Source organism: Pinibacter aurantiacus (genome assembly GCF_019130065.1).
GTDB lineage: Bacteria > Bacteroidota > Bacteroidia > Chitinophagales > Chitinophagaceae > Pinibacter > Pinibacter aurantiacus.
Genome location: NZ_JAHSPG010000006.1, coordinates 42,929 through 68,575, shown reverse-complemented (window position 1 = coordinate 68,575; position 25,647 = coordinate 42,929). Strand labels below are relative to the sequence as shown.

The following is a 25,647-nucleotide window of genomic DNA, read 5'->3' as shown; positions in this document are numbered from 1 at the left end:
CTACCAACGCAATAAATTCGCGTCGATAGAGATCAGTTTACTATTCAAAATCAGGGTTCCTCTATGGTTGGTCAGACTGCATAGATAATTCCAGTTTGCCCCCTTTCAGTACATCCTGCTGAAGTATCTTGAAATCATTCAAAGGTTTTCCATTCAGCAAAGCAGACGTTATGTATTTATTTTCTTTGGACGCACCTTTTGCTTCTATTATGAACTGCTTTCCACGACCATACCTGCCACCAAGATCGATGGTAATTTTTGGATATCTCGGACTTCCTAATTCATAAATTGGTTGTTGGGAACAACCGCCATCCATTTGAAATAATCCAATAGCACTCATTACAAACCAGCTGCTCATTTGTCCTAAGTCTTCATCGCCGGGATACCCGTCATACGGCGTTGTGCCATAGTATTGTTCCTGTATGGCCCTTGCCCATTTCTGGGTTAGTTGCGGCTTGCCGGCCCAGTTGAACAGGTACGCGACCTCCATGCTGGGCTCATTTCCGTGATTGATGGGATAGTTTGCAAAGTCGTCGCCCTGTGCATTAAAGTTTGCAAATGATGATTTAAACATTGCACTGTCAAGCCTCGATGCAAATCGTTCTTTACCCACAGCAGCAATTAGTCCCTCAGGATCTTGCGGCACAAACCAGCTATAGTTGAAAGCATTGCCTTCTACAAATCCCGGTGTGTGGTAGGGATCAAATGGAGTAACCCATTCGCCTTTATCATTTTTAGGACGGATAAATCCGGTAGTGGTATCCATTAAATTTTTCCAACTTTGTGAACGTTTTTGAAAGAATAAATAATCGTCCCGTTTCCCCAGTGTAAGCGCCATTTGTGCCAAACAATAATCATCATATGCATACTCCATAGTGTTGGACGAAGCGCCCATTCCCTGCGGCACATAACCATAGCGTTGATACGGAACAATGTCCTCCACTCCAACCGTACCGCCACCGGCAAAATTTTGCGGCGGCGCAGTCATCATTTTTTTCAATCCTTCATAAGCCAATGGCAAATCAAAGTCGTGTATTCCACTTTGCCATGCCCCCTGAATTTGCGATGCCACGTGCATCGCGACCATAACGCCTGTGTGTTCAACTCCAGCGGGATCCGTATTGAACCATCCTGAATTTTTATATAAAGCGATAGCCGATCTTGCCCACTTTGAAGAGATTTCCGGCGCTGTTAAATTGAAGAGTTGCTGATTGTCCCAGAATGTGTTCCAGTATTCACCGCTAACAATGCAATCATCTTTTCCGGAAAGTTTCTGTATCGCTTCGTTTTCATCTCTGAATCGTCCGTCAGCATCGCTCCATATGGCTTTCGCGGCAAGTGCACGATAAAAATTTGTATAAAACTTTACTTTCTGAAGATAATCGTCCGTTTGTATTTGAACCCTGCCAAGGTATTCGTTCCACTCTTCCTGCTGCATCTGAACCACTCCATCAAAATCAAAATTAAAAGGTTTTGTAATTTCAGTTTCGAGATTGTTTCTTGCGCCTTTCACATCTACAAGTGAAACACCCGTGCGGACAACAATTTGCTCACCCTTCCTTGTTTTATAATTCAGAAAAATGCCTGCATCTCCTTTACCATTAATTTCATGAACATTCTCAAATATTTCCGGTGATGAATCAAACTCGTGATTCATTTTCCATTCCGGAATATATCCCTTTACCGGCGCGACTTTGCTGTTAACCCACCCTCCCATCGACGCGAAAGGCTTACTCACCTGGATAACAAAATAAACGGTGTATGATTGTTCTAGTGTATATCCGGTGAATGCGTTGTAGTACGTTGCATAGCCTTCTATCTCTGTATTGCTAACCTTCGTGATCTTGGTATCTACCAGGTTGTGTGGATACTCGTTCGGCGTAAACATGTCAACCAAAATGCGGGCACTGTCGCTTGATGGAAATGTGTACCGCTGGATGGAAGCCCTTCTCGAAGCTGAAATTTCCGCCTTGATGTGGGTATCGGTCATGTACACACTATACCTGCCGACTTTTGCATTCTCTGTTTTTTTGTCGATGCGTGAACGATAGCCCTCATCAGGATGATCTTCTCTGCCTGGGTTTACCTGCAGCTTTCCGGTGGTGGGCATCATTAACAAGCCGCACATCGTCCAGTCGGAGAAATGACTAAAACCCATAATATTGTCAACAGTATATTCATAACCGGCCTTCCACGTTTGATCCTGGTTGTCGGGCGCAATCTGTACCATGCTTAGCGGCAATGAGGGCCCGGGCTTAAACATCCACCTGGAATTACCTGTGCCGAGTAACAGATCAACGTAATCAGCGTACTGGTGCAAAGGCTGCAGTGACCGCGTAATTTGTCCATCATAAACTATGTCATTGCCTGACCTTATCATCACATGGCTGTTTATTTTTTTCCCGGAAGAAGGAATTGCCGGCATATCTATTTCGAGAACGCTGTGGCCACTTTCGATTTTTTTAATAACAGGTTTCAACCCTTCTATCTCAATGTTTAATTCACCTCCTGAATTCAATTGATAAACATCCACGAGCAATGGTTGAATACGCTTATTCGAAGCGCTGTATTCAAAGGGAGCTGGTTGCGCGGAAGCAATCAGCGAGCTGTATGAAGGAGCGATTTTGAGCAGTTTGTCGGATCGTAATTGCATATAGTCAAATACCAACCACGAGCCGGATACACTTCCCAACTGAATAATATTTACTCCTTTCTTTAGCCAGCTTGCCGGCACATCTACTTCAACAAGTTGTGCTTTGCCGGTTGCTGCAGCATCAGTTAATGAAGCACCTGTTCCACCATCAAGCTGTTGCGTGGTACGATGGCCATTTATATCAATTTGAATAGCCGGTGCATTCTTGTTATTAGCATCAGCAACGCCAACAACAAACCTGAACTTTCCATCAACTGGCTTTTGAGGTAATTGAAAAAATATTCTTGGAAAATGCCTTGGGTAAAAGCCAGCCCAGTAACCTCCGCCTCCCCAGTTATCCAATGGCCCCGGCAGTACATACGGCCAATCTGTCGACTCGCTTGAAAACCCTACGTTGTAAACAGCATTTTCGCCACCAAACCTGGCCACGAAATCTTTGTATCGTTTTTGATAAAGTGCAAACTCTTTTCCGGTCTTATCTATCTTCCCGATTTGCCACACAATATTCTCCTGTGCAATGGACCGGAGACTCATACATAGAATTACAAAGAAGACGACTATTCTCATATTGTTGCCTAAAATTTTTTACTGCCAAGACTATCGTGATGCAATTGCAAAGTCTAAAATAGATCAATATTAAACAACAGTTAATTTGACCTGTATTGCTGCTTTTTTGCCACTCACGGATCATTCAATGGTTTGCATCAAAGCTTTCATATAACCCAATGTATAAGCCATGCCTGCATACCACGGAGCTTCACAACTCATTTGAGGAGTGTGGTCTGGAATAAGCACGCCATCGAAGCCTTTTCGTTTCAAAATGCGAATGATCTGCACCATGTCAATATCTCCTTCGTCAACAAACACTTCTTTGTAATGTGGCACTTTGCCCCTCACATTTCTGAAATGTACGTAAGCAACATTTGATGCGTACTGCTCAGTTGCCTGGTAAACATCTCCTTCAGTCATTTCGGCAATGGAGCCAAGACAGAACTCCAGCATATTGCTCTTGCTGGGTTTAATGTCCAGCAATTTCTGGTACAACTGCGGTTGATAAACCAGCCGCGGTGTTTTTCTTATGTACGGCATGGGCGGATCATCGGGGTGTGCTGCTAGTTTCACGCCTGCTTCTTCGGCAACAGGAATTAATTCATTTAAAAACCATGTAAGCCTTTCCCATAATTGCTCGTGCGTAATTTCTGGAATGGAACCAGTCGACGCATTTTTATCGTACACCATATTCCAAACCATACCATTTTGAATAGGTCTTTCATCGACGCCATCCATGCCAACGGAGCGAGCCCCGCCGCGTGCAAAATTTCCGGTAATGCGACTGCTTACTCCTGCGAGACTGAAGTTGTATCCAAATACAGGAATTCCCGCTGCGCCAACATTGCGAATGATCTGTTTCAGTTTTTCAATCTGCACTTTCTTTTGAGGCCCATCCAATAATATATCGTGCCAGTGAGCAGGATCGAAGTTTTCAATGGCTTCTAATTCCAATCCGGCTTCATTAATTTCTTTCTTCAATTGTAGCAATTCTTCAACCGTCCATATTTTTTCGGGGTCTCCCGCAAATCCCCATCCGGAGTTGTCTCCAATGGGTTGATCGTTTTTATTTTCCTGTTTTCCCTTGTTGAAATAATCTACCAGGTGCACTACAAGATGTGTGCAACCACATTGCCTGGCAAAATCATAATGCTGCCTGTTGAGCATATGGCGATAAAGTCCTAATCCTAACTTCATAATGTTTTTCGATTTATGCGAACAGCTAATTAATAATTAATAATTAATAATTAATATCCTGCCACTCTAAAATTTTGACTTCTCTTCATTTGATAGTGCTGCCAATTAATTATTAATTATTAATTATTAATTGGCAGCACTTTGATTCGCACGATTACAGTATTCCATATTTCTTAAACGCATCCGTACTACTCATGCCGTTTTCAATTTCTCTGCGAACTACTTTTTCTCCCCTGGCTTTTTCAAGCGCTTTAATGATTACTTCTTCTTCATATTTTTTTGGAATAACCAAAACCCCATCCAGATCTCCGAAAATCAAATCTCCGGGTTTTATCCAAACATCACCCACTTGTATGTCACAACGAAAGTCCGCCACCTGCGTGCGTACACAAGAATCCTGTCCATACCGTCCCCGGCTGAACACCGGCCAGTTTTGTGCAACAACTTGATGGGTATCTCTGTGGAATCCATTGATTACGGCACCTACGGCACCTCTTGTTCTTGCCGTTGCCGTAAGCAACTCACCCCAATAAGCACAGCGCATTTCGCCGCCACTGGCCAGGTATACTTCACCACTCTGCAATTGATCGAGCGCTTCTGTTAATAAGCCAAACGGTTTTTTTTGCGGTCCATACACATCAATCATTAATACCGGCATGGCTCTTCCTACTACTACGTCAGAAGTATGTATTGGCTGAATGGAGTAAGGAAGAAACTGGTGATAGCACCCGAACCCATCTAATATGTCCCCAACAACCGGGGTGTACAACTCTTTTTTAAAGAGTTCAAAAAGCTCTGTATCGTTTGCCCAGGATTTCATAGAAATATTTTTTATTTGCTTTGATTTAAAGTGTCACGTATTTGCTTGTTCAATTCAGATTTTTCGTGCTGAGTTAATGCCTTGTACACACAGTCGCCAAGGTGGGTATTGCTTTTTTCCACGATAATCATTTCAGCATCTTTTTCCATTGCGATATTGTGCCACACATTTACAGGAATGTTGTATGTAATGCCCGGCTTCATATGAATACATTGAAATGCGAAACCCGTTGAATGCTCCTCTGCAGCAATGAGTACAGCTGTGCCTTTCAGAAGGACAAACACTTCATCCGTTTGTTCGTGTTTATCCATTTTTTCAATACCAAAAATATCTTGCGCGGGCATGTAGTTCAGTTGCGCCACCTGCCAGTTATCTTTTATAAAAAACGGGTTATACCCTTCTCCGGCATGGGAATAAATTTCAATTAATGCTGGGTTCATCTTTTTTATATTTAAGGACGGGGATCGTAAGGAATTGTATTTTCCTTGTAGCCTCCATCAATATATATTTCAGTTGCAGTATAGTAAGCAGCTTTATTGCTGGCAAGAAATGCGCATGTCCACGCCACATCCTCAGCAATACCAATCCTTCCCATTGGTATCCATTTATTGAATTTTTCTCTACCGAATTTTTCAATTTCCGATTTATTCATTTCGGTTTCAATGGCACCTGGTGAAACGGTAACAACGCGGATATTGTTTTCAGCAAGCTCTAACGCCAGGCATCTGGTCATCATATTCATCGCTGCTTTGGAAGCGCAATAATGGACCAATCCTTTTCTGGGCACTTTATCGTGAATAGATGATATGTTGATAATGACTCCGCTGTTTTGTTTCACCATCCTTTTGCCCGCCTCCTGCGCGCAAATAAAGGCGCCCTTGAGGTTTACATTAAAGATCAAATCCCATTCATCTAAGCTCAGGTTAATGGCATGTCCAATGGTTTCGCAACCTGCATTGTTTACCAGTATGTCTATTTTGTCAAGGTTGTTGTCTATAAACTCAAACATTTGTAGAACGGCCTTTTGATCGGCAATATCAGCCTGGCATATAAGCGCCTTAATACCGTATTGCGATTGAAGTTCCGTTGCTAATGTTTCTGCAGTTTGCTTATTATCCAAATAGTTGACAACTACATTAGCTCCGCAGGAAGCCATTGCCCGGCATATTGCTGCGCCAATGCCCTGGCTACCGCCGGTAACCAACACGTTTTTATTTTTCAGATCGATGGAATTATCCATAGAATATCAATTTAGATTCTTAATTGGCCAGCTTTAATTTTTCCATAAGTGTTCAATCTCTTCCAATGATCTGCCCTTCGTTTCAGGCACAAGTTTTCTTACAAAAAAAGCAGCCGGCAGCATTACCAATGCATATAACAGGAATACATACCCTATTCCAATGGATTCTCGCAGCATAGGATACAACTGTGTTACGAAGGTGGAACCAAGGAACAAAGAAAGTGTTGCTACAGACATGGCCCTTCCTCTTATTTTTGTGGGATAAATTTCAGAGATCACTACCCAGACGCCAGGCCCCAGTGTGGAGGCAAATACAGCTATGTAGTAGATGAATGAACCCAGTAAAAAGTTTCCGGCAGTATTTCCTTTTATGAACGCCATGCCAATAAGGAACAATGCGAGACCAAGGCCGGCAAACCCCCAGATCAACACTGGCTTTCTCCCCCATTTATCAATTTTCCAGATGGCGACAAACGTAAATATCATGTTGAAGAAACCTATGATTGCAGTGCTTCCCATGGCCGAGCCTGATTGTCCTCCTGCCTGCTCAAAAATTGCGGGAGCGTAATACATTACTGTTGTAATTCCTGAAAGCTGGCTTAAGAAAGGCAAGGAGATTCCAATGATGAGGGCGACACGAATGCCCGGAGCAATCAATTGCCTGAAGCTGCCCGACTCTTCTGAAATACTTACCTCAATGGCATTTAATTCAGACGCTGCTATTTCTTTGCCATTAACACGTTCAAGAACTCTTTCTGCTTCCGTTAAATGGCCTTCTTTCACCAACCATCTTGGGCTTTCCGGCACAAAAAGCAGGAAGATGAAAAAGAATAATGCAGGAATCATATTGGAACCAAGCATGCCGCGCCATACTTCGGCCACCAGGTAGTAATGCATGAAACTTTGTGAGCCTGCAGCTATGTGGCTGTCTGCATATCGCAAAAGAAAAGCATTGGAAAGATAAGAACACAAAATTCCCAGAGTTATAGCCAATTGATAAAATGAAACCAACCTGCCCCTAAGCCTCGCCGGTGACAATTCGGAGATAAACATGGGAGCAACCATTGCTGCAAAACCAACGCCTATGCCGCCGATAATCCGCGCTACAACAAGAAAAGAAGGCGTTTGCGCGATGCCACACCCAATGGCCGACACTATAAATAAAAAGGCAGATGCTATAAGTATTTTTCTGCGGCCATATTTATCGGACAGGTAACCGGCAATGGCAGCACCTATAACGCAACCCAACAATGCAGAGCTCATGAGCCAGCCCTCCATGACGGGAGACAAGTGAAACTGATTCCTTAGAAAATTTATAGCTCCGGATATTACCGCTGTGTCAAAGCCGAATAAAAATCCGCCAAAACCCGCGGTAAGGCAAATTAATACCACGTAAGCATTTCCATGTAATTTCATATGGCCACTTTAATCGTTATAAATCGTTATAAAAAATATTGACAGATCTACATGAGGCGAATCGTTGCGCCCAATGCATCGAGTCCTATGGATTGACAAACTCCTATCCTTTGCTGGAGATTCGCATTTGCGATATCCCATTTTAAAATATCATCTGCAAGGCCCCATTGACTCCTGAATTGCTGAATATACAATTTATCATTTTCAATGCTTGTGTATTCAGGCTGAAACTGATTATTGGAGGCATCGCGGGTTTGCCAAATTGCGTTGGCTGTTGCCGTAACATTATTTTTGAAATCAACTCCTGTAATGCCTCCGTCAATCGTTCCCAGGTATCGCATCATGATGCCGCGTCCGGCAAGATAATCGCTGCCAAACTCGGGGCCCATGTTTGCTACAAGAGGTGCTTCGCGAATGATGTGGTCTTTGTCACTAACCAGCGTAGTTTTTATGCCTTTGCTTATTAGTGAAATGTAATGATGCACCTTCTTCGAAAAGGCATTGATATCGAAGTGCGCGTCCTTTTTATGCGATGATATCCATGTGGCAAGATTGTTTTTGATTGCCAGCAGATCAGAAAGAGCGGCAAGTAACATGCCCTGGTCTCCTGTCCACACCCACCATTTATGCCAGGTTGGATGGGTGATTGCCGCATAATCAGATCCATCAAAAAAAGCGGTTGGCCGTTCCTGTACCAATGCGCCACCCGACGTGGTTTTCTTCAGATATTCATACTTGCCCAGTTGAAACCAACTGTCAAACCATATCCATTGGCTGTAAGCCATTTCAAGATATTTTTCATTGTCGCTGATGTTTTCTGCAAACATCAAACGATAAATACGGGTAGACAACAGGAAAAACAAAACATTGGTCACAGTGTTCTTTACACCCTTGTCATTGCCTTTCGCATCTCCATTTGTGAAACCATGCGGAACCGGATTGGCTGATGATAAAGAATCATAGGCATGATCTTTTGCCTGCTTCCAGCACAAATCGGTGGAGAGCTGCAAATATTTATCTGCTAATTCCTTATTACCAGTGCGCAATAAATGTCGCCTTGCATTAAGGCCCATCAATCCCCACCATCCAAAATCATCTGTCCACATTCCACTGGGATCAATGCTTTTGAAATAGGCAAAATCTTTTTCCAGCATCGTATTTACTCTCTGCTGTATGGATTTTATTTCATTATCATTGGGCCATCTCTTATGCAGCGCATCTGCAAAATTCAGACAGGCGTCAAAAGTGTTACCTCTTCTCCAGAAATCATTAAACTCCCAAACTTCTTCAAACCTGTTAAAGGCTGCCACACACTTCGCTTTGAGTTCGGCATCATGCTGCCCGGCCTTATTCAAACCAATATTGGTGAAAGGCTTAACCAGGGGAAATAACAGGAAATAGCTTCCCGTAGTTTTTACAAAAATCCGTCTTCTCATGCTGATTGAGTATTGGTTCAAAACTAATTTCAATTGAACAACATTCCTACAAGTCTATAAACCGTTACTTAAACTATTTTAACCAGATTGCAGCTAACAATACAACAGATAGCGGAAAATTCTTTTATAAATGCCGAATATCGTAACTTCATTTTTTGCAAAATGAAAGGCGATGAAGGCAAATTTAATTGAAGTAGGAACCCTGAATACGCAGGCTATTCTGGTAAAGAAAGTCAGTAAAAGTTACTTCAATTCTCTTTTTCATTTTCATGAAGTATGCGAATTGAACTATATCGTTGAAGGTTCCGGGAAAAGTATTGTTGGCGACTGCATTAGAAATTACTCAGCCGGAGACCTCATTTTACTGGGGCCCAATCTTCCCCATATTTGGTACGGAGACCCTTCTGAATGCGATTCAATTGAAAACCAGACGGGGAAGGCTATTGTTGTTTATTTTCCCTCAAACTATTTGAAGATGCTGGGTCTTGAAGAACCCTTTATACAGAAAGCGGAAAATCTCATTGAGAAATCAAAAGCAGGGGTAAATTTCCCGCCATATGCAAGTCAAAAAATAGCGGTTCTGTTAGACAAGATCCTGAATGCAACAGGCATCACGAAAATAATCCTGTTCCTGGAAATAATGAATATCCTGATAAACACGAAAAGGCAAGAACAGCTTTCCTCTTTTGCGTTCCGGCTTTCATTCAATGAAAAGGATACAGAAAGAATGAACAATGTATACCGCTATGCATTGGAAAATTTTAGAGAATCTATTGAGCTGGCCACCATTGCAAGAATAGCGAATATGACGCCGCCGGCTTTCTGTGGCTTTTTCAAAAAACGAACAGGAAAATCTTTTACCGGATTTCTAAATGAATTGAGGATAGGGCATGCCTGCAAATTATTGGGAAATTTGGATTTGACAGTAGCCGATGTTTGCTATCATTCAGGCTATCGAAACCTCACTCATTTCAATGACTTCTTTAAAAAAATAACCGCGAAAACACCTTCTGAATATAGGAAGGAACTTATGTCTATTGAGTAACTGAATGTTCATTTTCGATTTTGAATTACGATCATCAACCATTCAGTTATTCAGTTACTCTTTAATTAATAGTTTGCCGATTGTGCGCCAGTCTGCTTTTTTGATTTTACAGAATAATTAGTAAGTTCACTTTTAAACCCAAACCCTTCGTCCGTGACTTAGGGGCCGAAGCATTGCCAAGTAATGAAAACCGTACAATTAAAAAGGAGAACCTTGCCGTCAATTTTATTTTTGCTTCAAGCACTGCTGCTATTTTCATGTGCGTCTCTGACAAAAACCATCGACAATGAAAATCGGATTTTAATAACTCGCGATAATCTAAAAGACTTAAACGGACGTTTTAAAAACTATTCAAAGATTGGTAAAGACTCAGCTAAAGGAGATTTGTATGGGAACATTTTTGACTTTGGTTATAATCCTAAGGACAGTATTAATTTTTTTGAGTTCAAAGCTGTTGCATCCAATAAACTACTGGTTACATATTGGGACAAAAATCAAATAATAAAACAGAAGACCTTCACTGGAAAATTCGATAAAGGTTATTTTGTATTCAAGCGCAAATACTTAGTTATTCCCGTAATAATGGTCAACCTATTTCGAAATAGAGTATTTAGAATTGGACTTCTAAAAAACGGGAATCTCATTACTGACTATCAGCAAATTTCTTTCGGTACATTTTATGTTTTTTTGCCATTTTATGACAAACACAAGCGATATAATGTCGAATTCGAAAAAACAAATTATCAAGCCAGTACGCAACAAGCTGTTTGGCATCAGTCGGAGAATTGATACACGTGGAGCTACCATTTTCCAGTAACCCATCAAACATGAAATACTTTTTTTTATTACTTATCATATCCGCGTGCTCTTGTGAAACAACTTCCAGGATAAAGAAGTCGGACATAAATCCTATTTCTAACAAATTTGAAGGTGCCTACGATAATAAACCTTATCTCATCAGATCTAATCTTCAGGTTACAAAGAAAGATTATTTAGAAACAGCTGTCAGTCTTTTTGACACATCCCAAACATTAAAGTCTGACTTAGATTTTATTCAAATTAATTTCAATTCAAAGGGGCAACTTTGTTTACACTATAAAGACACGTCAGTTTTTAAAGCGACTACTTTAAATGGAAAATTTTCAAAAAAAGGTTATTACGAGATTTATTTTAAGAAAGAGCAACTTGAAATTCCTCCTGTTGTTCATGTTCTTTTTAGCACGCATGATATTCAAAGATTAAGAATTTATGAAACAAAAAGTGATGACTTAATTGTTTACTACTATAATTATATTAGTGGTAATTTCTTGTTTGTCGGTGACGGCCCAAGCAAGATGCAGTTCTTCTTCCACAAAATAAAATAACGATTACCAAAAACAATGACCAACATCGACCAAAGAATCAAAGACGAATGGCGCGAGCTCGACTTTTATTACGACCTGGAAAAGAAAGGGAACAAAAGCCAATGGAGGCTTTATGGAAGTAAACATGGGCTGTACAATTTTGTAAAACTTCTGAAGAACTACACAACTGAACCAACAAACGATTTTCTTTCTGAACATTGCCATTGTGGGCCTTACAATTATTTAAAAGTAATGACCTGGCACAAAGCGGAAATAACAGAAAACTACATTGCCGGCACAATCGAAGATTTGAAAAATCTTAAAAATATAATTGCCGACAAATTAGAAAAAACACTTCCAGGACAAAGTTTTACGATTGACAAGGAACACGGAACAAATAATACAGCGCTCATAAAATTTTTCGTTATGAAGGATAGTTTTGACCCTGTTTCAATGGACGGAAATTATTCTTGACTATAAGTTTTCAAACTTTACCAATAATTCGAACGAAGAGACTAAAACCCGAAGAAATTTGAAAAATAATAATCGACATATCGCAAAGACACTTGGTTCAACAATAAACATTAATGGACGACCTGAAATCATTTGGGAAAACATTACGAACGTGAAGATTGAACAATTTTCAGATCCGGCAATTTTCAAACTACTTGACATTCCAAAGCCACTAAGAGCAGACATTATTTCAGAAGGACAAGGGGAAAAACGAATCGCATACTTTGACAGTGGAAAAAAGTTTATTCAGGAAATATTAGTTTGGAAGCCATTGAGAGAATATTCATTCTCATTCAATCCGGAAAAGGGATTTAAAGTCTTATACTTCTTTGAACTTTCCGAAGGCGTTTTTCAAATTCCAACAGGTGCTTACTATTTAACAACAACAGGCGAAACGACAACACTACAACTAACAACGACATATAGCATTGACAAACGTCTTTACTTTCTATTCAATATTCCTGCAAGAATGATATTGAAAGTTTTTCAGCGTTATTTATTGAAATCAATCAAGAAAAACTCTGAATAATGGAACAAATAAAGTTTACAGAGACAATCCTGATAAACGAAAAAGTGGATGCCGTTTTTGATTATACTCAGGACTACAATAGTCGTTTAAATTGGGATACCTTTTTGAAAAAAGCCGAACTAATAGAGGGTGCCAAACAAGCAGGCAAAGGTGTTAAAGCCCACTGTGTTGCCAAAAATGGACTTGGCATGGTGACAGAATATGTGACATATAACAGACCGAGAGTAACAGCGATCAAAATGACTAAAGGTCCTTATTTGTTCAAGTCGTTTTTCGGTTCCTGGACTTTTAAGCAAGTTGCAAACGACACAACAGAAGTAATTTTTCTATATTCATTTACCCTTAGATTTCCATTTAACTTATTGACAAATTTTATTACAACCAATTTGCAGACAAACGTAAAACAGCGACTCATTGATTTAAAGAATAAGCTGGAAAACGAAAGCATAAACGCCTAACGCCGTATTGGCAACAGTGCGGCTTACTGACTTAATTCTATCGTTATTTGAAATTATTTGATTGGCTAAAATTAAAAAGCTCGCAAAATCAACGTTTTACGAGCTTTTTTTGAATTGGGATGAACCCCTTTTAGTCGGGTGCACAAGATTCGAAAATGCTTTATAAAACTTTGATATTTAATCAAATGAATTTCTAACAAATTACATGCTCAAGGATTTGCACACAGGAATATTTTTAGGAACTGTAACATCCCAAAAATATGACAAAATCAATGAAGCAATAAATACAAGCATTTAAAATAATTCTCAGAAATACGTTAAAGTGCACTGTCTATTTTACCTTTTGTTTTGGCTATTTCTCTGGGAGATATATTAAACATTTTTTTGAAAGCGACACAAAAGTTACTGGTTGAATTGAAACCAAATTCATATGCTGTTTCCGTAACAGATTTTCCAAGAGTTAATTCTTGCTTTGCTGCAAGAAGGCGATGACGCTGATAATATTGATAACATGGCAATTTAAACAGTTCCTTGAATACCATTTTGAACCTTGCTACGCTCATTTGTGCCTTGCGTGCAAGTTCCTCAATACGCGGGTTCTCCTTCGAAAAATCATTGACAAGCAGGTTTCTTATCTGAATGATTCTTGCAACTTTGTGAATACCGGTTGACTGCTCTAACCGCTCACTTTCCTTTTCTATTTGCTGCATTAACATAGACAGTATCATATGCGAGGCACCTGCGAGATATAATGTTTGGTAGTCATTCAGCATGTCATTTTGCAGTATATCCGTTACAACGTCGATCATACCTGCACTCATACTTGCATACCCCTTAACTGTAGAACCTTGAAATAATTGAGAAACACTATTTTGATGTTTCACAGGCAAAAAATCACTCAAAGCATCAGAGGTAAAAACAACAATCAGCACTTTTATCCTTTCATTTGGAGTAACCCGGAAAAGGGTATGTACATCAGAAGAAAAATATAAGACGGAATGCCTTGCATGCAAACCAAAACGATTCCATTCCTGTTCTTCAATTATATCAAACGCATGCAAATCAACTCCTTCTTTTAATGAGAACAAACAAGCATAATAATCTGGGTTCTCAATTGTCTTTCTTTTAAAATTAACGGCTTCCGAAAATAGGACATCCAGCTTCATTATCGACAGGCGGTTGTTCAAAGGAAAAAAACCCACCTCACCTTTTGCAAAATTATTATCAAAGTGGATCCAGTTATCCTTCAATGTCACTCCTTCTCCATACAACGTCTCTACTTTCTTATATAAGCTTTGAAAATGAGCCATATCAATTCCCCAATCGGTAACGATTTCTTTCATCGGAATGCTTTGTCCCTAGAAACACTTGTCCAATAAGAAGGTTCGCAACAAGACCTATTTTATAGTGAATCAAAAAGGATGACCTTCCGGCCATCCTTTCAAGTACAAACAGATAATCAAATATTTATTTCATGCTTTTCATTACAAGTTTATCACTGTCGGTTATTACAAATACGGAATAGGTACCCGATGGCAAATTATCTAAACTCTCCAGTATATAAACTGAACTTCCCTCGCGAAGTACAACCTCCACTTCTTTGACTGTGATGCCGATGCTATTCACTATTTTAATAACAGCCTTCTTGCTTACATTGCTATAGAGGTTGACATACAACCTGTTGGAAAAAGGAACCGGATACAATCCATTACCTACCGCATTCAAGTTACCTCCTGATTGTTTTACAGTTATATAGATAACGTTACTATGGCCAATTTTCCCATCGATGTCAATAACCTTCAACCGATACCAGGCATTTCCCTTCACATTTTCATGGAGGTAGCTATAATTTTTCCTGTCACCACTGCCACCCTTGACAGGATATACGATTCCTACATTATTAAAATCCCGTCCATTTGAACTGTACTGTATTTCATAACTATACAGATTAACTTCATTGGTCGCTACCCACTGCAGTAAATTATTATCTCCTTTGTGCTGGCCGCTAAATGAAACAATTTTTACAGGCAACACCGTTAAACTTGCCAGACCGGAAGGCTTATTACATAAAAGAGCCGGAGTACCAGTCTTTGTAGTATCCTGCATTTCAGCGTACAACCCTAAACCAGCACCGCAATCCAGCGGGGACGTGAAACTAAAGCTGCCTGCTTCAAGAACGCTGCTGTTTGCAGGGATAGCACTAGTAGTGAAGCTATACAACAGTTTACCATTATTATTTGATCCACAATAGATGTTCACAACGTAGCTGTTTTCCGGAGCATCTACATCACTTGTATTTGTTATTGTGAGATTGTATGTCTTTGTGTTCGACCCTGGCACTATAACCGCCGGTGCAAAATCAAAATTACTGAGCACGAATGTCGGCTTCTCAATAACGATATCGCCTGAGCTGAACTGCCCTATCACTACCCTGGTGCTGGAACAAGACGTTTCACCACAACTGAGGGGTGATGCCTCCCTTTTAAATAATCCGTTTATATTTACGGTGCCACAACCCTGTGCCTGGGGTTCAACATCAATGCTGTAATTAATAGGTGTGCCCGCTGCAACTCCGACAGGTAAAGCCACAATTAGCGCATTGCCATTAACACTAATCGTGCAGTTTCCACAATTACCGCCGGGTGCAAAACTTCCTTCAACGTAACCCAATCCGGCCGGCAGTAGATACACTACAGAATCTTTCGGTTGGGTACCTACAGAAGTTGGTGTAACAGAAAGATCAAGCGTAAGTCGCTCCCCCATTTTTAATGTAGACGAACCGCCCGGAATGAAGCTGCCCCCAGCTCTGCCAACTGCCGTAGCTCCATTTATGTAAATCCCATTGGTTGCTGCAATAGAGCCATTACCAATTGAGTTGTTTCCACATGGAAGACTTCCATAGAACTGAAGAAATAGCGGTGAACCAGAAGCAAAAGAACAGTCGACTGAATATTTGATTTTGACTTTTGCCTGCCTTAATTCAGTACTCTGCGCCTGAAGCGTACCCAATAATCCGGTTTGGTTAATTACACTGTGACCATTCAAGTCTATCTTGTAACTTCCATCGGCCTGCTGTGTCACTTTTGCGTTTTGATAATCACCACTTCCATAGGGATACTCTACCTCGACAGGAAGACTTACGTTAAAACCAAAAGGAGTATGGAATGTAAGATAGGGGTTGATCAAATTGGCTCCCTGTGCGCTGTTAACAACGAGCAAAACGCTGTCTTGAGAACATAAATTTATAGAAGCGTTGTCGCCAGGCTGGCGCAATACATTAACCTGTATTTGACTTGGTAATGGATCCACTGTTAAATAACCCTGGCTCACAGAACACTGGTAATTTGTTGGATTGGGTGAAGGATAACCGGAACAACTCCAGCCTGCCTTCATCAGAATGCTATCTTTAGTACAGCTGCTGTACTTAAAATAAACTCTCAGGACAGTCTCGGAGCCACTAGCTATTCCGGCATCACTTAGTTTGTACCAGTTGTAACCCGTAATACCAGGCGCAGAATAAGCGCCCAGCCCCGTCGGCTTGGCATGAGTTTGTACAAATACAACGCTGTCAATGCTTATGCCTCCTTTTCCATTTCCTTTTTCAAAAGCGAGCCAAAGATTATTCGCTGTTGTTTGCCCTGTGTTACTAATCTTGATGTCCCATGATTGTTGCGTAGCAACGCCTTGCACTGTTCCTGTTTGGTTCTGTATAACGAGATTGGGTCTTTGTGTGGCATTGTAATTAATGTTCATTTTATAACCGCCGGCAGGATCATTATCTTTCGCAAGATCGGCTGAAGAACCGGGGTCGAGCAAATACTTGTAGGCAGAAGGCACGCTGGCCACATTGCCAAAAGCATAGTAGTAGTCTTTAACATACACTTTTACTTGTATCTCTTCAAGTGTTGTCACCTGGCAATTAGACGCAATTGTCGGAACAAAGCTTCCTCCGTAATTTGGCATTTTGCCAACTTCGAAGAATGGCCAGTTGCCGGGATTTACGAAAGTGTAATTTTTGCCATTCACAACATTAGGTGTTAGAGCGGTGGTTACAGATGGAGATCCAGCACTCGCAAATTTTTCCAAATTGGCAGATTTATAATCATAGCCCTGTGGCACGATTAACACAATAGAATCAATGAATGCCATTGGACGAAATTCATTCGCATAGTTTGTTCCCGTCGCATCAAACCTTCTGCCTATCGGAGAAAAAATACCATCACCGGTTGAAAACTCGCCACAAACAGGTGAAGCCAGTGTATTAACGGATTCCCCAATGGCAGTTCCTACCAAATACATTTCAGGCACCCAAGCCTCTGTACAACTGTGTGGAGCACCCCCTGCATCTTTATTATAAAAATGCCAGCTATTGCCCGATTGCACATCGTGTTGTGGTAAGCCTTCATTAACAGCTACTATGTAACGGGAAACCGTATAGATACTATCTCCTTCTTTAATGCCACCAATAGGCAAACACAAGTTCCAGTCAATGCGTTGGGATGCTGTGGTGGAACTATCACTTGAATTGCTCACCACACAATCACTCACTTTTGCACCGGCCCGCCATACTTCAACATGCATGTCTAATGGTATGAGTTTGTTTTGACCAATCGGTGATATTGTTGTTTTATCAAGCTCCAACATCACGTGTACATTATCGAAGTTGTCATGCTGAAGTGCACTTCCGATTATTTGTATAGTATCCAGGTAAAGAGCTTTGGACAAATCATAACTGCTGATATTAGTAGCTGATTGACGTTGTGTAAGTGTATAATCTGTCCAGCCAAGAGAACCATCCACACGCCTGATTACAGGCAGATAGGTAACCGCACCTCCATTCACGCATATAGCAGGCGGACAGTGACCAAAGCCACTAATTGTTGTGCAGAATTTATCTCCACCGGGATAGCAATAAGGATAGTTGACGTAGTCATTTATTTTGCGGAGACCGTGCCAGAAACTTAGATTAACACTTGGTCCGCATTTATATACAAGATCAATTCCTGCACTGTCGAATTTATTATCCGGAGATGTTATGATTATCGTGTCACCACTTATAGTGTATGTAACATTTGTTGTACCATAAGTAGGATTGCCCGTCCCCACCACACTTACACCAGCCGGAAGTATCATGCGGTATTGATAACGGCCATTGACACCAAAATTGATGTTATCATTTTTTGCCCATTGCGCATTGAATGTAAAACGGAAAGGCACATCTCCAACTATGTTGACAGGCAACCGAGACAATGAACCAAATCCTTCTTCATCCACTTCAGTGGGACCATAGGCCCATGTGGATTTTGTAAGGGCTGCGCCTTCGGGATCACACATATTGTTATAAAAAAGTACGTTGTTCCATTGCCTGTGTTTATCAGTATTACAAGCAAAGCGTTCGGCACCGTTATATTTCATTTTAAAATCGAGTGTCAAAACCTGGCCCGGAGGCAGATCATCGTAAAACCCATCACCGTCCATATCTTCAAGGCCAACGCCGGGACCATCGGGATCTGCGGTAAGTTGATCTTTCAGATCAACATATGTTGCACCATCCTGCCAATTAGGCGATGAGTAATTAACTCCTTTTCCATTTATGCTAAAATTGCCCAATGCACCGCCCTGGTAAGCCGAATAATTTTCCCAGTCATACAAAGTGTACTCTACTTTAACGTTGTACATAGTCGCGGCATGTATTTCGCCTGTGCCGCCATTGGTAAATGTTACGCGATATGCAGCGGAATCACATTCGCTTGTAAAACTTGTACGAACGGTATTGCCGGAAGGCTGGGAAAAATTGGGAGAACCGGAAGCCATTGTTACTGTACCGAATGTTTCCGCAAGTTGACATGCGCTGCCGGGATCTGGTGTATTACCCCAATAAATGCCATAGGTGGTAGCGGCGTTACACTTTACAACTTTTACGGGCTCGTTGAAGGCAACACTTTCTCCATTACAAAATAAATTATCACCACCAAATAAGCTGGCGCCAAAAATCTTGTAAAACAAAGTATCGCCGTTGCTGCGCCACGGAGAAAAATTCATTCCGCCTACAGACAACTGATTACTATTTGTATTAACGATGCCTGCAGCTGGATAAATAACATATAGGCGAAGCGTGTCCCCACAGCCGTTACCGCCATTGGTAACAGTAAAGCTTCGCATATCTGTTTTTCCCAAATAGGCGTTGTTTATTGAAACAGGCGGTGCAATGCTTAATGCAGGTGAAAGCAAATTATACGTTCCATTCTCAGGCACAAGATCAGATGCGTCGCCACAACTGCTGAACACATAAACACTGTCTTTACCCGGTGCATCTGCCCCGCAGGACGCATTACGGCTAAGTGTAAACGTAATCTCATTTCCAAGAACCGGTGTGCCGGTAATATCGAAGACCGGACTGCGCAGATCTGAAATATTTTTTTCACTGATACCCAAAGCTGCAGTTCCTCCGGTTTTTGTTATTGTGCCGGGAACATAGCTTACAGAAACAGGTAACGAAATTTTAACGGTAGTGCCCACACATGAGGATGCGTTGAAAACAACTTTGACAGTTACTTTACTCTGTCCCATCGCTCTCGTTATATTCTCCGCAGAGACGGGATAAGAGATTGTGAAAAACTGCGCCCAACTGTTTCCCAAAAAGAGGAAGAGAAAGGCGACAAATAGAACCAGTCTTCTTCTGGCTTGGCTTCTCATAGTTCGAGATTTTATTGACTAATACACTTGTTCAAATTGCAAAAATGGTACGGTACAAATGGTTCTATAACCAATTGCTTACGTAGAACATTAATAGTAAAATCAAGCTTTTGAAAATAACCTTGCAAAAAATTTATCCTTGCTAACCAACTGAAGCATTAATGGTCATTACGTTAATATTTTGACATATACTCTTAAAATATTTTAGAGAGTATGCACAAAACAAAAGGATCAATGAAGTAGCTTATAATTGTTGTTCGTTGCTATTATAATTGTGCAAGATTACGAACGACTAAACTGCTTCACATTACAAATCCGCTAATATTATTTAGAAAAATGATATTTGTTTAATATGATGCGTTGAATGGGTCTATATGGTTTGTTACAACTAGTGTATAAATATTAATTGCATTTAATTCAACAGAAGCAGATCGTGTAAGTTTGCCGAAATACGTAAGTGTTTTGCCTTTCTCCGTAACTACAAAATAACCGCCAGGTCTAACTTCGCGATATTATAAATCAGAGGCATCATTTGGATAAAAAGACATTTGATTGGATGAGCAAACTCATTAAAGATTGCTCCAAAATTCAAATGCCAAATTGCGATAAATGCCTATTCAATCAGGACCACCTTTGACTTTTGAACTCAAAAAACACAGTCGTAAATTCTTAGAGACGACCTTGAAAATTATGCTGCATGCCAGCACGTGAAACAATACCAGGAACACGCAACTTCAAACCTTTCCTTTTAACTATCATCAAATTAAAATTGATTAAAATGGCGCTATCATTCTTTGGCCGGAGAGTGCTGCTTTGTTGCATGACATTGATTGTTTACCTAAGCGTAAACGCTCAGTTTCCTTATGTCGAAACATTTAAAAATAATACTGCAGCGGGCGTTATTCTGCAAGGAAACAAACCCGCCTATCTTACCTCCGGAATAATCGACCCTCCAGGCGAAGGTTGTTTAAGACTCACCAGCAATGATAACTATCAATCTGGAGTTGCATTCTGCTCCGTATCGTTTCCTTCCAACAACGGCTTGGTGGTCGAATTTGAATACTTCATGCACGATGGAGAATGGGTTGGTGACGGCATCTGTTTTTTTCTATACGACGCTACGGTTGCAACCCCTGATTTTCACCCCGGAGCTTTTGGTGGTTCACTCGGATATGCGCAGCTGACGGATATTCCTGGTGTTCCAAAAGGATATATTGGGATCGGTTTTGATGCATACGGAAATTTTTCAAAGGGCTTTCAGGGCAGAATTGGAGGAACTACTGTTGGAGAAAGAGATACCAACGCTGTTACAGTTAGGGGTCCGGGAATTGGAGCGCTTGACCGTTCGACTAACCTCACCGATTACCCTTGGATTGCAACACAAAAAACGACAGACCTTACTCCACGTTTTCTAATTATTGACTCCACCCCGGGCAGAGCGACAGAACCGACCAGCGTGGGTTACAGAAAAGCGCGGATTGAAATGCAACCTGTTGTCGATGGTTCAGATATAGTAACAGGATACCTCCTTACGGTGAAGATAACAGTTGGAGGTGCAGTCCCAACAGAATACACTATACTAAAGAATATTGCCTATAATTATGCACCGCCTCCAACACTCAAATTTGGATTCACCGGCAGTACTGGCGGCGCTACTAATATCCAAGAGATTCGCAATTTATATATGGACGTATATTCACCTCTCGATGCTCCTACAGCAGTGGCGGATAACTATAGCACCTGTACTGGTGTTTCAAAATATTTTGATCCATTATCAAATGATTTTACACCTAACGGTGGAGGCCAGGCGCCTTACCCTGCAGGAGTAAATCTCAACAAAGCCAGCATCGACCTGGATGTTACAACACCTGGTATTCAACAAACAAAATCAATTCCTGGCAAAGGAGTTTTTACTACAGACGCAAGCGGTCTTGTCAATTTCACTCCTGACGCCGCATTTATCTCAGGAACAGTAACCAATGATTATTTCGTAAATGACATTTACGGAGAAACAAGTACTGCCGGGACTATTACTGTAACGGTAAACAATTTACCAGCAGAATTACTGACAGTAAATTCTCCTCAAACAAATTGCGAACCCGCTACAATAGATATTACTTCCAACCCGGCCGTATGGTATACAACTGGCAATAACGGCACAGTAACATATTATGAAGATGCATTGGCTACACGTCCAATAACCTCTCCACAATCGATTGGTCAATCCGGCACCTACTATATCCAATTAACAAGCAATATTAGTGGCTGTAGCGTAATAAAACCAGTCGATGTCACCATTACATCAGCTGCTGCACCACCAACCGCGACAGCAGGCTTTAACTGTGGTCCGGGAAAAGTTTCGCTTACTGCAAGCGGGGCAGCAAGCGGCGAAGATTATAAATGGTATGACGCTTCCAGCGGCGGCAATACGGTACAGGTAAACGGTAGCAGTTATTTGACCCCGGATATATCTTCATCAACCAACTATTGGGTAACAAAATATAATGTAAAAACAGGTGGCTGTGAAAGCGCCCGGGTGCCGGTTATGGCAAATATCAATGCCAATCCCATCGCGCCTGCCAACGCGGGTCGGGATCAATTGGGACTTACGGACATTTCAACGTTATCCTTGAATGGAAGTACACCGGCTTCGGGAGAAACAGGGTTATGGTCATTCGTTAAAGGCCCTAACCTGCCAACTATTGTTAGCCCTGAAAATTACAATGCCACTGTACAATCCATCGTACCAGGAAATTATGTCTTCAGATGGACGATCCAACGCGGCACCTGTACCTCCACGGATGATGTTGTAATCGATGTGAAAACGACTTCACGTGTGTTGCCTATAGTATTAAAGGATTTTTCTGTGCAATTACAAAATCAAACCGCAAAGCTTTCCTGGACGACAACCCAGGAAAATAACAGCAAAGGCTTCGAGATCCAAAGAAGCACAAACGGAACAGATTTTAGCACCATTTCATTTGTGCCCGGCACCAACAGTCAACAGTTGCATTCATATCATTATAACGACGACATTACAAACATCTCGTCAGCATACGTTGCCTACAGGTTAAAACAGGTTGATCAGGATAATCAATACACTTATTCCCCTGTTGTCAGAGTTGCTTTAATCGCACAGGCATTTGACATACAAGTGTCACCCAATCCTTTCACAGATAGATTGATGCTAACAGCAAATATGTCGGAAGCAGGGCAAATAGAGCTTCGTATTTTTGATGGCATGGGCCGGCTGGTAAAACAGCAATCTTTCACAGTATCAAAAGGTTCAAACAATTTGTCCATTCAACTTTCTTCGGAGATTGCATCGGGCGTTTATTATGCAGAAATATGGAAAAGCGGTAAACGAATTAAACAGGTTAAGCTTTTAAAGCAATGAGATTGAATATAGGATCATAGGCTTAAAAGTCTAAAATTAAAAAGCTCGTAAAATCAACATTTTACGAGCTTTTTTAAATCGGGTTGTTACCCTTTTAGTCGGGTGGACAAGATTCGAACTTGCGACCCCTTGCACCCCATACAAGTGCGCTACCGGGCTGCGCCACCACCCGAACTCTGCAAGACCTTCGTCTCACATTTATTTCCTGAGTTATTTACTTAATGTTTGGGGTTAAAGTAAATAACTACAAGTACCTGCTGAAACCTAAAAGAACAATTTACTTCGGCTCACTTGCGACCCTCCCGCCCCTGCGGGATGCGCTACCACCCGAACTATCACAGATTATTCTAACGAAACCTCTGCAAGCTACTCAATCACATATAATTGAGGGCTGCAAAGCTAAGAGAAAAACATAATAATTTGCAAATTTGAAAATGTGGAAATTGGAAAATTAAGTTACCCCTTACACTTTTGGGGCTGGCTCTGAAAATTTTCAAATTTTCCGGCTCCCAAATTTTCAAATTATTGAATTACAACCCGTAACTTCGCTCAATTCTCAAGCAATGAAGGTCCTAATCAAGAAAGCAAAAATCAACGATCCAGCCTCTCCTTTTCACAACAGCACAAAAGATATTTTAGTTGAAAACGGCATCATTCGCGCCATCGATTCTTCTATAACAGAACCGGCGGATGAAGTAGTTAATATCCCCAACCTTTCCGTTTCACCGGGGTGGATGGATGTTTTCGCGCACTTTTGTGATCCGGGCATCGAGCACAAGGAAACACTTGCAACAGGGGCTGCGGCCGCGGCTGCGGGCGGTTTTACCAGCGTAATGGTACTTCCGAACACCAAACCAGTAATCGACACCAAATCACAAGTGGAATATATCGTTCGTGCGTCAGAGAGTCTTCCAGCACAAATTTTGCCGATAGGCGCCATTACCAGGAAAACGGAAGGAAAGGAACTGGCAGAAATGTACGACATGCATGCAAGCGGCGCCGCAGCATTTAGCGACGGGCTACATCCTCTGCAGTCATCCGGCATTTTGCTGAAAGGTTTGCAATACGTAAAAGCATTCGACGGCGTGATCCTGCAACTTCCAGATGATGAAAGCATCGCAGCACACGGACTGGTGAATGAGGGTATTATTTCCACCCGCCTTGGTCTGCCCGGAAAGCCTTCCATTGCAGAAGAACTGATCGTTTCAAGAGACATTCAACTCGCAAAATATACAGACTCTCGTGTTCACTTTACAGGCATTAGTACGCCCAAATCTGTGGCTTTGATAAAAGAAGCGAAGGAACATGGCGTTAAGGTTACCTGCTCTGTTGCACCGTACCATCTCGCCCTTTGCGATGAGGACCTGATGCAATATGACACCAACCTTAAAGTGAATCCACCGCTTCGCACACGCGAGGACATGGAAGCGCTTCGTGTAGCCGTGGCCGAGGGTGTGATCGATTGTATAGCTACGCATCATTTGCCGCAGGATTATGATGCCAAAATTCTTGAGTTTGAATATGCAAAAGACGGCATGATAGGGCTCGAAACCTGCTATAGCATTCTCAGAACTTATTTGCCACAGTTGCAGGAAGAAAGAATTGTAGAACTGCTTTCTGTTAACCCAAGAAAAATATTCAATCAGCCCGCAAGCATCAATGTTGATCAAAAGGCAAGTTTAACACTTTACCAACCTGATGAACATTATACATTTACTCAAAAAAATGTAGTTTCCAAATGCAGCAACACTCCTTTCATAGGTAAAGCCTTTGTAGGAAAAGTTGCAGGAACTGTTTACGGAAAAAAGCTGACGCTTAATCAATAGTACTTATGAAGACCAAAAATGCACATTTACTGTCGGGCCTTGTTATCGGAATTGCAGTGATCATTGCGTATCTCCTTATTTCATATACCAGCCTCAAGAACAATTCGGCAATTGTTTTTTTGCCGGCGATTGTATTGTTTGTATTGGCCGCTTTGAACGTTGTAAACTACAGCGGTAAAGCAGAAGAGCCACTTTCATTTGGCAACGCGTTTGCGTTTGGCTTTAAAAGCATCGCAGTAACGTCGGTCATTATGATCGCTTACTCCGTTTTCTCCGTTACGGTTTTATTTCCCGAACTAAAAGAAGATGCCGTTAAGGCGACCATCGAAGCTTTGAAACAGCAAGGAAATACACTTCCTGCTGATATTGAAAAAACGGCAAGAGACAGTGTGAACAAGGGTTATATCCCCATCGCCATTTCATCGGCATTGATCAGTACGCTGGTGACCGGCGCAATCGGTTCTGCCCTGGGCGCGGCACTTAGAAAAAAGAATTCTTAAATAGCAATTTATCATCCAGTAACTTTATT

At 41.3% G+C, this 25,647-nt stretch carries 18 protein-coding genes and 1 tRNA gene; 9 read left to right on the top strand and 10 right to left on the bottom strand.

The annotated features are described in order from the left end of the window. Nucleotides 1-61 precede the first annotated feature (61 nt). The 7 genes from KTO63_RS09970 to KTO63_RS09940 form a co-directional block, all read right to left on the bottom strand. Nucleotides 62-3,220 carry a GH92 family glycosyl hydrolase gene (locus KTO63_RS09970; RefSeq protein ID WP_217791119.1) on the bottom strand — a complete coding sequence of 1,053 codons (3,159 nt, stop codon included), beginning with the start codon at nucleotides 3,218-3,220 and terminating at the stop codon, nucleotides 62-64. 120 nt (nucleotides 3,221-3,340) lie between these two features. Next, on the bottom strand, nucleotides 3,341-4,399 hold the full coding sequence (locus KTO63_RS09965) for a mannonate dehydratase (RefSeq protein WP_217791118.1): 1,059 nt from the start codon (nucleotides 4,397-4,399) through the stop codon (nucleotides 3,341-3,343). Nucleotides 4,400-4,553: 154 nt separating this feature from the next. Next, nucleotides 4,554-5,219 (bottom strand): RraA family protein, encoded by a 666-nt coding sequence (locus tag KTO63_RS09960; protein WP_217791117.1) that lies wholly within the window; start codon nucleotides 5,217-5,219, stop codon nucleotides 4,554-4,556. 11 nt (nucleotides 5,220-5,230) lie between these two features. Then, nucleotides 5,231-5,659: a hypothetical protein gene (locus tag KTO63_RS09955; RefSeq protein ID WP_217791116.1), complete on the bottom strand. Its 429-nt coding sequence runs from the start codon at nucleotides 5,657-5,659 to the stop codon at nucleotides 5,231-5,233. Nucleotides 5,660-5,670: 11 nt separating this feature from the next. Then, entirely contained in the window at nucleotides 5,671-6,459 is a 789-nt protein-coding gene (locus tag KTO63_RS09950; protein WP_217791115.1) for an SDR family NAD(P)-dependent oxidoreductase, read from the bottom strand. Between the two features lie 33 nt (nucleotides 6,460-6,492). Beyond that, on the bottom strand, nucleotides 6,493-7,875 hold the full coding sequence (locus KTO63_RS09945; protein WP_217791114.1) for a sugar porter family MFS transporter: 1,383 nt from the start codon (nucleotides 7,873-7,875) through the stop codon (nucleotides 6,493-6,495). 47 nt (nucleotides 7,876-7,922) lie between these two features. After that, on the bottom strand, nucleotides 7,923-9,311 hold the full coding sequence (locus KTO63_RS09940) for a hypothetical protein (RefSeq protein WP_217791113.1): 1,389 nt from the start codon (nucleotides 9,309-9,311) through the stop codon (nucleotides 7,923-7,925). A 172-nt stretch (nucleotides 9,312-9,483) separates the two neighbouring features. Between KTO63_RS09940 and KTO63_RS09935 the strand changes: the two genes are divergently transcribed. From KTO63_RS09935 to KTO63_RS09910, 6 genes are all read left to right on the top strand, one after another. After that, nucleotides 9,484-10,356, top strand: a complete 873-nt coding sequence (locus KTO63_RS09935; RefSeq protein ID WP_217791112.1) for an AraC family transcriptional regulator — start codon at nucleotides 9,484-9,486, stop codon at nucleotides 10,354-10,356. Nucleotides 10,357-10,539: 183 nt separating this feature from the next. Further along, nucleotides 10,540-11,145, top strand: a complete 606-nt coding sequence (locus tag KTO63_RS09930) for a hypothetical protein (protein ID WP_217791111.1) — start codon at nucleotides 10,540-10,542, stop codon at nucleotides 11,143-11,145. 38 nt (nucleotides 11,146-11,183) lie between these two features. Continuing rightward, a complete protein-coding gene (locus tag KTO63_RS09925) occupies nucleotides 11,184-11,720 on the top strand; it encodes a hypothetical protein (protein ID WP_217791110.1) in 537 nt (178 codons plus the stop codon). Nucleotides 11,721-11,735: 15 nt separating this feature from the next. Next, nucleotides 11,736-12,173: a hypothetical protein gene (locus KTO63_RS09920; protein ID WP_217791109.1), complete on the top strand. Its 438-nt coding sequence runs from the start codon at nucleotides 11,736-11,738 to the stop codon at nucleotides 12,171-12,173. Nucleotides 12,174-12,231: 58 nt separating this feature from the next. Then, nucleotides 12,232-12,741, top strand: coding sequence for a hypothetical protein (locus KTO63_RS09915; protein WP_217791108.1), 510 nt, complete (start codon nucleotides 12,232-12,234; stop codon nucleotides 12,739-12,741). Continuing rightward, the gene (locus KTO63_RS09910) at nucleotides 12,741-13,199 is read left to right on the top strand and encodes a type II toxin-antitoxin system RatA family toxin (protein WP_217791107.1); all 459 of its coding nucleotides are present in this window, start codon (nucleotides 12,741-12,743) and stop codon (nucleotides 13,197-13,199) included. Before KTO63_RS09915 ends, KTO63_RS09910 begins: the two co-directional genes overlap by 1 nt. 317 nt (nucleotides 13,200-13,516) lie before the next feature. Here KTO63_RS09910 and KTO63_RS09905 read toward each other — a convergent pair whose 3' ends face one another. Together KTO63_RS09905 and KTO63_RS09900 are read right to left on the bottom strand one after the other, a co-directional pair. Then, nucleotides 13,517-14,542 carry a helix-turn-helix transcriptional regulator gene (locus KTO63_RS09905; RefSeq protein WP_217791106.1) on the bottom strand — a complete coding sequence of 342 codons (1,026 nt, stop codon included), beginning with the start codon at nucleotides 14,540-14,542 and terminating at the stop codon, nucleotides 13,517-13,519. Between the two features lie 124 nt (nucleotides 14,543-14,666). Beyond that, nucleotides 14,667-19,895: a T9SS type A sorting domain-containing protein gene (locus tag KTO63_RS09900; RefSeq protein ID WP_217791105.1), complete on the bottom strand. Its 5,229-nt coding sequence runs from the start codon at nucleotides 19,893-19,895 to the stop codon at nucleotides 14,667-14,669. Nucleotides 19,896-20,673: 778 nt separating this feature from the next. Here KTO63_RS09900 and KTO63_RS09895 point away from each other — a divergent pair. Continuing rightward, a complete protein-coding gene (locus KTO63_RS09895) occupies nucleotides 20,674-23,292 on the top strand; it encodes an Ig-like domain-containing protein (RefSeq protein ID WP_217791104.1) in 2,619 nt (872 codons plus the stop codon). A gap of 98 nt (nucleotides 23,293-23,390) precedes the next feature. Here the strand turns inward: KTO63_RS09895 and KTO63_RS09890 are convergent. Further along, nucleotides 23,391-23,464: transfer RNA gene (locus KTO63_RS09890), tRNA-Pro, on the bottom strand. A 391-nt stretch (nucleotides 23,465-23,855) separates the two neighbouring features. Here KTO63_RS09890 and KTO63_RS09885 point away from each other — a divergent pair. Together KTO63_RS09885 and KTO63_RS09880 are read left to right on the top strand one after the other, a co-directional pair. Continuing rightward, nucleotides 23,856-25,118, top strand: coding sequence for a dihydroorotase (locus KTO63_RS09885; RefSeq protein WP_217791103.1), 1,263 nt, complete (start codon nucleotides 23,856-23,858; stop codon nucleotides 25,116-25,118). A 5-nt stretch (nucleotides 25,119-25,123) separates the two neighbouring features. Beyond that, nucleotides 25,124-25,618 carry a DUF4199 domain-containing protein gene (locus KTO63_RS09880; protein WP_217791102.1) on the top strand — a complete coding sequence of 165 codons (495 nt, stop codon included), beginning with the start codon at nucleotides 25,124-25,126 and terminating at the stop codon, nucleotides 25,616-25,618. The last annotated feature ends 29 nt before the right edge of the window (nucleotides 25,619-25,647 follow it).